The following is a 6363-nucleotide window of genomic DNA, read 5'->3' on the forward strand; positions in this document are numbered from 1 at the left end:
CGCCCGCCCCCGCCCCCGCCCCCCCGGCCCCGGCCGAGTCTGTGACACGGGGGGGTGATGTTTGGGGGCGTGCGGCCCACGCCCCCCCCCCCCGGGGGGCCCGCCGGCGTGCGCCCGCCCTTCCAGTGGTACCACCGGACGGGGCAATCGAACGGCAGCCGGGCCGCGGCGCGCGGCGGACCGGCTCGGTCCGCGCTCCGTGCGCCGCCCGCCCGGGAAGCCCGCCGGGGCGCGGGGCGGAACGCGAGCCGACACCGTCCACCGGCCCAACGATCGGCGGTCCGGCGGTCCGGCGGGTCAGCCCTGGGCGGTGGCGCAGTCGGGGTGGCCCCAGCTCTCGCCCACCCGGGTGATCGGGTCGCCCTTGCCGTAGGGGCGGGAGCAGGGGCAGGTGCCGGGGAACCTCGCGCTGATCGTCCGCGCGGGCCGGCCGGAGCCCCCGCGGCTGCCGGAGGCCGGCCGCGCGGTGGAGCCCGTGCCTGCGCCGGTGCTCCGCCCACCGGTGGCGGCGCCCGCTCGGGCGGCCGGGCGGCGGCGGGCGGTGCGCGCGGCGGACGCGGCGGCCGGGTCCGGCACCGGGAGGTCGTCCGCGGTGCCGGCCGCGGACTGCTGGGTGCGGGCGGCGTCGCTGGCGGCCTTGTCGGCGATCGCGTTCAGCGGGTCGCCGTCGACCTGGTGGGCCGGCACGTAGACGAAGGTCACGTCGCGGTCGGTGAGGAGGGCGTCGATGCGCTGGATGAGCTCCTGGTTGGCGACCGGCTTCCCGCCCGCCGTCCGCCAGCCGTTGCGCTTCCAGCCGGGCAGCCAGGTGGTCACCGCGTCCCGGGTGTAGGTGCTGTCCAGCCGGACCTCCAGCGGGACGTCCCGGTCGGTCGCGTCCAGCAGCCGCTCCAGCGCGGTCAGTTCGCCCACGTTGTTGGTGGCGTGCCCGAGCGCGCCGGCCTCCCAGCGCTGCGCCGCCCCGGTACCGTCCGCCACCACGTAGGCCCATCCCGCAGGCCCCGGATTGCCCTTCGCCGCACCGTCGCACGCGGCAATGACTCGCTCAACCATGCCCACGATCATCCCAGACCGCCGAGGGCGCCGAGCGACGCCGACCCGCAGCCGCTGCTGCCCCGCGTCACTGCTGCGGGGTCAGCTGCCGCAGTCCGTTCTCCAGCAGCTCGAAGGCGTGCTCCGCGTCCGCCACCGCGCCCGGGTAGCGGGCCTCGGCCGGCTCCCCGCCCGCCAGGCGTTCGGAGTTGTCGTTGGCCAGCGCCCACTGGACCGCGACGATCTGGACGGCGGCCAACCGCGCGCTGGTCTCCGGGATGTCCGCCGACTCGTGCAGGGCCCGGGCGAGGGCGCGTTCGGCACCGGTCTTGAACCGCTCCATCCGAGCGACCAGCGAGGGCGCGTCGAGGATCATCCGGGTGAGCCGCAGCACCTGGGGGTGGTCGTTGAGCCCGGTGATCGGGTCCCGCTCGTGCAGGCCGTTCAGGAAGTGCTCGCGCAGGGCGGCAAACGGGGAGGCGTCCGGGTGGCGGGCCCGCACCACGCGGGCGCTCTCGCCCTCGTGGTCGGCGAAGCGGTGCACCACCAGGTCCTCCTTCGCCGGGAAGTACGCGAAGAGGGTGCGCTTGGACACCTCGGCCGCCTCGGCCACCTGGGCCACCGAGACCTGCTGGAAGCCGTGTTCGAGGAAGAGCGTGATCGCCGCATCGGAGATCGCCGCGTGGGTCCGCTGCTTCTTCCGCTCCCGTAGCCCTGGCTTTCCGTCCACGGCACCCACCGTAGCAGCGCACTGCCCCGAGAGGATTTCTGCACCTGGTATACATTTGCCCCGAGGCGAGATTCGAGGAGGAGTGACGATGGTGGAGCGGATCGGGACCGAGGTCGTCGTGGCGGGCGCCGGCCCGACCGGGCTGGTGCTGGCGTACGAACTGGCGCTGGCCGGGGTCGACACCCTGGTGCTGGAGAAGCTGCCCCGGCGCGTCGAGCAGGTGAAGGGCGGCGGGATCCAGCCCCGTACGGCCGAGCTGCTGGAGTCGCGCGGACTGCTGGCGCCACTGGTGGAGCGGGTCGTGTCGCAGGAGCCGGTGGCCGGGCATTTCGCGGCCCTGGCGGTGCCCCTGGACTGCACGCCGTGGCGGACCGGGCACCCCTGCCCGATCGCCGTCCCCCAGTGGGAGATCGAAGAGGTGCTCGAGGAGCGGGCGACCGCCGCCGGCGCCCGGGTGCTGCGCGGCGCCGCCGTCTCGGGGGTCGCACCGGACGACGACGGCGTGGTCGTGACGGCGGACGGTCTGCAGGTCCGGGCGCACTACCTGGCGGCCTGCGACGGCGGCCACAGCACGGTGCGGAGACTGCTGGGGCTGCCGTTCCCCGGCAGGCCCGGGACGCAGCAGGCCGTGCTGGCCGACATCCGGCTGTCGGCCGCCTCACCGCTGGTGCCGCAGCAGATCGGGCACATGAGCAGCCTGATGCGCCACGCGGGCGGCCACTGGGCCGTGCTGGTGCCGCTCGGCGGCGACCGGTACCGGCTCACCTTCGGGCGGACGGACCGGGCGGACACCACCGACGACACCGACGACACCCGTGAGGAGGTCGGCGCCGAGGAGATCACCACCGCGCTGCAGGCCGTGTACGGCCCGGAGACCGCCCTCGGCGCCGTGGACAACGCCTCGCGGTTCACCGATGCCACCCGGCAGCTGGAGCACTACCGCGCGGGCCGCGTGCTGTTCGCGGGCGACGCCGCGCACATCCATCCGCCGCTGGGCGCGCAGGGTCTCAACCTCGGGGTGCAGGACGCGTTCAACCTCGGCTGGAAGCTCGCCGCGACCGTCCGGGGGCGGGCGCCGAGCGGCCTCCTGGACAGCTACCACGCCGAACGCCACCCGGTCGGGGCCCAGGTCCTGCACCACACCTCGGCACAGCGCGCCCTGGCGGATCCGAACCCGGGCGAGGACGTGGCCGCCCTGCGCGACATCGTCACCGACCTGCTGCGGCTGCCCGATGCCAACCGGCACCTCGCGGGTCTGATGTCGGGCCTGTCGCTCCGGTACGACCTGCCCGGCGACCATCCGCTCACCGGGCACCGTCTGCCCGACGCCGAGCTGGTCACCGACACCGGCCTTGTCCGCCTGTCGGCGCTGTTCCGCTCGGGGCACGCCGTCCTGCTCGATCTGGCCGGAGCCGTCCCCGGCGACCTCCGGCTCCCGCCGGGGATCGACCTCGTCCGCGCCACGTGCGCCGAGGACCCGGGCGCCACCGCGCTGCTCGTCCGCCCCGACGGCTACGTCTGCTGGGCCGCGGACGGCCCGGCCGCCGACCGCGGGGCCCTGCTCGACGCCATCGCGGGCGGCCTCGCGAGGACGCCCTGAGGCGAGGCGCCCGCCCCGGCCGCACGGACACCCGGCGCAGCCGCGTACGCACCGCGGCGCACCGTGGGCGGCGCCTCAAGACACGGTGCCTCAGGTACGGCACCTCAGGTGCGGCGGCCGAACAGCGGGCCGAGGACGAGTTCGGCCGCGCCGAGGGCGACCGCCAGGCGGCCGGCGGAACTGATCGAGACCGGGACCTGCTGCCACACCGGGTCGGGGATCCGGGCCGCGAGCTGGCCCGTCACGCCGTCCAGGTAGGTGCCGGGCGCGGCGAGCACGGCGGAGCCGCCGAGGACCACCCGGTCGATGTCCAGGACCCGGACGAGGTTGGCCACGCCGACACCGAGCAGCCGGGCGGCGGCGGCGTGGTCGCCGCGCCGCAGCTCGGCCAGGCAGAGCGCCTCCAGGCAGCCGCGGTTGCCGCAGCCGCAGAGCGGCCCGTCCAGCTGGACGGTCTGGTGGCCGAACTCTCCGGCGTTGGTCCGCGTCCCGCGGTGCAGGGTGCCGTTGAGGACGAGGCCCGCACCGAGGCCGCCGGCGAGGTGGACGTAGGCGGTGCCGCCGCCGGGCCGGGCGGGCCCGGCGGTCTCGGCGAGGGCGGCGGTGTTGGTGTCCTTGTCGACGGTGACCGGGAGGCCGCCGAGCTCGGCGGCGAGCGCGTCGCGGAGCGGGAAGGCGTCCCATTCGGCGGATCCGTCACCCGGACGGACCGCGATGAACCAGTGCAGGACGCCTGCGGCGTAGTCCAGCGGGCCGCGGCAGCCCAGCCCGACCCCGAGCACCCGGCCCGTGTCGGGCGCGGCGGCCACGGCGCGCCGCACCTCCTCGGCGATCGTCCGGACGGCCTCCGCCGGCCCGAGGTCCGGCCCGACCGGCCGGGAGCTGTGGTGGCGGATCCGTCCGACCAGGTCCACGAGCAGCACGATCAGCTCGTCCCGGTCGAGGTGGACCCCGACCGCGCAGGCGGCGTCGGGACGCAGTTCGAGCAGGGTGCGCGGCTTGCCCCCGGTGGAGGCGATCTGGCCGGCCTCGATGATCATGCCGTCGTCGAGCAGCCGGGCGGTGATCTTCCCGACCGCCTGCGGGGTGAGGCCGGTGCGGGCGGCGAGCTCCACCCGGCTGCCGCCGTGCGGCTCGGCCCGGAGCAGGCCGAGGACGAGGGCCGCGTTGTGGTCGCGCAGTCCGGCCAGGTTGGTGCCGGTCGGGGCCGGCGGCATGGTCATGGGCCCATTGTGCTGCACTTGCACTTAGGAAACGCTGTTGTTTAACTGGACTCATGACCACAGAACGCCCCGACCTGCGCGTCGGCCTCGTCGGATACGGGCTGGCGGGCGCCGCCTTCCACGCGCCCCTCATCGCCACCACCCCCGGGCTCCGGCTGGCTGCCGTCGCCACGGCGAGCCCCGAGCGGCGCGCCCAGTTGGAGCGCGAGCACCCGGGCACCCGCGCGGTCGGCTCCGCCGAGGAGCTGCTGGCCGACCCCGCCGCCCTCGACCTCCTGGTGGTGGCCTCGCCCAACCGGACGCACGTGCCGCTCGCGCGCGCCGCCCTCGCGGCCGGCCTGCCGGTCGTGGTGGACAAGCCGCTGGCCGCCACCGCCGCCGAGGCGGCCGCGCTGGCCGACCTGGCGGAGGAGCGCGGACTGATGCTGACCGTGTTCCAGAACCGGCGCTGGGACGCGGACTTCCGCACCGCCCGCGCCCTGGTGGCCGACGGCGCACTCGGCACCGTGCACCGCTACGAGTCGCGCTTCGAGCGCTGGCGGCCAGAGCTCAAGGACGGCTGGCGCGAGTCCGCCGACCCGGCGGAGGCCGGCGGCATCCTGTACGACCTCGGCAGCCACCTGGTCGACCAGGCCCTCCAGCTGTTCGGGCCCGCCGTGCAGGTCTACGCCGAGGTGGACGTCCGCCGCCGCGGCGCCCTGGTCGACGACGACGCCTTCGTCGCCCTCACCCACGCCTCCGGCGTCCGCTCCCACCTGTGGATGGGCGCTCTGACCGGGCAGTCCGGCCCCCGGCTGCGCATCCTGGGCGACCGCTCGGCGTACGTCACCCACGGCATGGACCCGCAGGAGGACGCCCTGCGCGCGGGCCTGCGCCCGGGGCCCGGCTGGGGCGCGGAGGCCCCGGAGGACTTCGGCCTGCTCGGCGCGGACGGCGACGCCCGGCCCACTCCCTCGCTGCCCGGCGACTACCCGGCGTTCTACGCCGGGGTGGTGCGGGCCGTGCGCGACGGCGCGCCGGCGCCGGTGGACCCGCGCGACGCCGTCGCCGCCCTGGAGGTCCTGGAGGCCGCCCGCCGCTCCGCGGCCGAGGGCCGGACGATCACGCTCGCCACGGAGGCCGCCGCATGAGCAGCACGCCGACCGCGGCCGAGGCCGCCGCCCTGGTCAGCCGGATCGAGGAGCAGGAACGACGGCTGGTACTCCCCCGGTTCGACAACGACGACGCCTGGCGGCTGGGCACCCTCCTGGTCGAGCTCGCCCGGGAGCGGAACGCACCCGTCGCCGTCGACATCCGCCGCAACGGCCAGCAGCTCTTCCACTGTGCGCTGCCCGGCGCGTCCGCCGACAACGACGCCTGGATCCGGCGCAAGACCCGGACGGTGGACCGCTACGGCTGCTCGTCCTACCTGGTCGGCATGCGATTCGCGGCCGGGGGGCGCAGCTTCGACACGGACTCGCGCCTCGACCCGGACACCTACGCCGCACACGGCGGGGCCTTCCCGCTCACCGTCGCCGGGGTGGGCGTGGTCGGTACGGTCGCCGTCTCGGGCCTCCCGCAGGCCGAGGACCACCTGCTCGTCGTCACCGCCCTCGAACGCCACCTCGCCGAGAACTGACGACACGTCAGTCCGGCTCATCGGTAACCCGACCCCACCCGCCGGCGAACGCCGGTGGGGGCGGGGCCGCGCCCCCCCCCGGGGGACCCGATACCCCGGGGCGCGGGGCGCCCCGGCCGGGGCGCGGGGGTCCGCGCCGGGCGCGCCGCCGCGCCCCCAC

General features: G+C 76.3%; 6 protein-coding genes. 3 read left to right on the forward strand and 3 right to left on the reverse strand.

What is annotated here, in order from left to right; all coding sequences use genetic code 11:
• Nucleotides 1-297: 297 nt before the first annotated feature.
• Complete coding sequence (locus ACFV0G_RS22745) at nucleotides 298-1065, reverse strand: ribonuclease H (RefSeq protein WP_380550773.1); 768 nt, start codon at nucleotides 1063-1065, stop codon at nucleotides 298-300.
• 55 nt (nucleotides 1066-1120) lie between these two features.
• Nucleotides 1121-1762, reverse strand: coding sequence for a TetR/AcrR family transcriptional regulator (locus ACFV0G_RS22750; RefSeq protein ID WP_380550776.1), 642 nt, complete (start codon nucleotides 1760-1762; stop codon nucleotides 1121-1123).
• A gap of 88 nt (nucleotides 1763-1850) precedes the next feature.
• Here ACFV0G_RS22750 and ACFV0G_RS22755 point away from each other — a divergent pair, with 88 nt between their 5' ends.
• On the forward strand, nucleotides 1851-3362 hold the full coding sequence (locus tag ACFV0G_RS22755) for an FAD-dependent monooxygenase (RefSeq protein WP_380550779.1): 1512 nt from the start codon (nucleotides 1851-1853) through the stop codon (nucleotides 3360-3362).
• A gap of 104 nt (nucleotides 3363-3466) precedes the next feature.
• Here ACFV0G_RS22755 and ACFV0G_RS22760 read toward each other — a convergent pair whose 3' ends face one another.
• Nucleotides 3467-4585 (reverse strand): ROK family protein, encoded by a 1119-nt coding sequence (locus tag ACFV0G_RS22760; protein ID WP_380550782.1) that lies wholly within the window; start codon nucleotides 4583-4585, stop codon nucleotides 3467-3469.
• 53 nt (nucleotides 4586-4638) lie between these two features.
• Between ACFV0G_RS22760 and ACFV0G_RS22765 the strand changes: the two genes are divergently transcribed.
• Together ACFV0G_RS22765 and ACFV0G_RS22770 are read left to right on the forward strand one after the other, a co-directional pair.
• Nucleotides 4639-5715 carry a Gfo/Idh/MocA family oxidoreductase gene (locus tag ACFV0G_RS22765; protein ID WP_380550785.1) on the forward strand — a complete coding sequence of 359 codons (1077 nt, stop codon included), beginning with the start codon at nucleotides 4639-4641 and terminating at the stop codon, nucleotides 5713-5715.
• Nucleotides 5712-6203, forward strand: coding sequence for a heme-degrading domain-containing protein (locus tag ACFV0G_RS22770; RefSeq protein WP_380550788.1), 492 nt, complete (start codon nucleotides 5712-5714; stop codon nucleotides 6201-6203). The genes ACFV0G_RS22765 and ACFV0G_RS22770 overlap by 4 nt, the downstream gene beginning before the upstream one ends.
• Nucleotides 6204-6363 lie beyond the last annotated feature (160 nt).

This window comes from Kitasatospora sp. NPDC059571, assembly GCF_042735675.1.
Lineage (GTDB): Bacteria > Actinomycetota > Actinomycetes > Streptomycetales > Streptomycetaceae > Kitasatospora.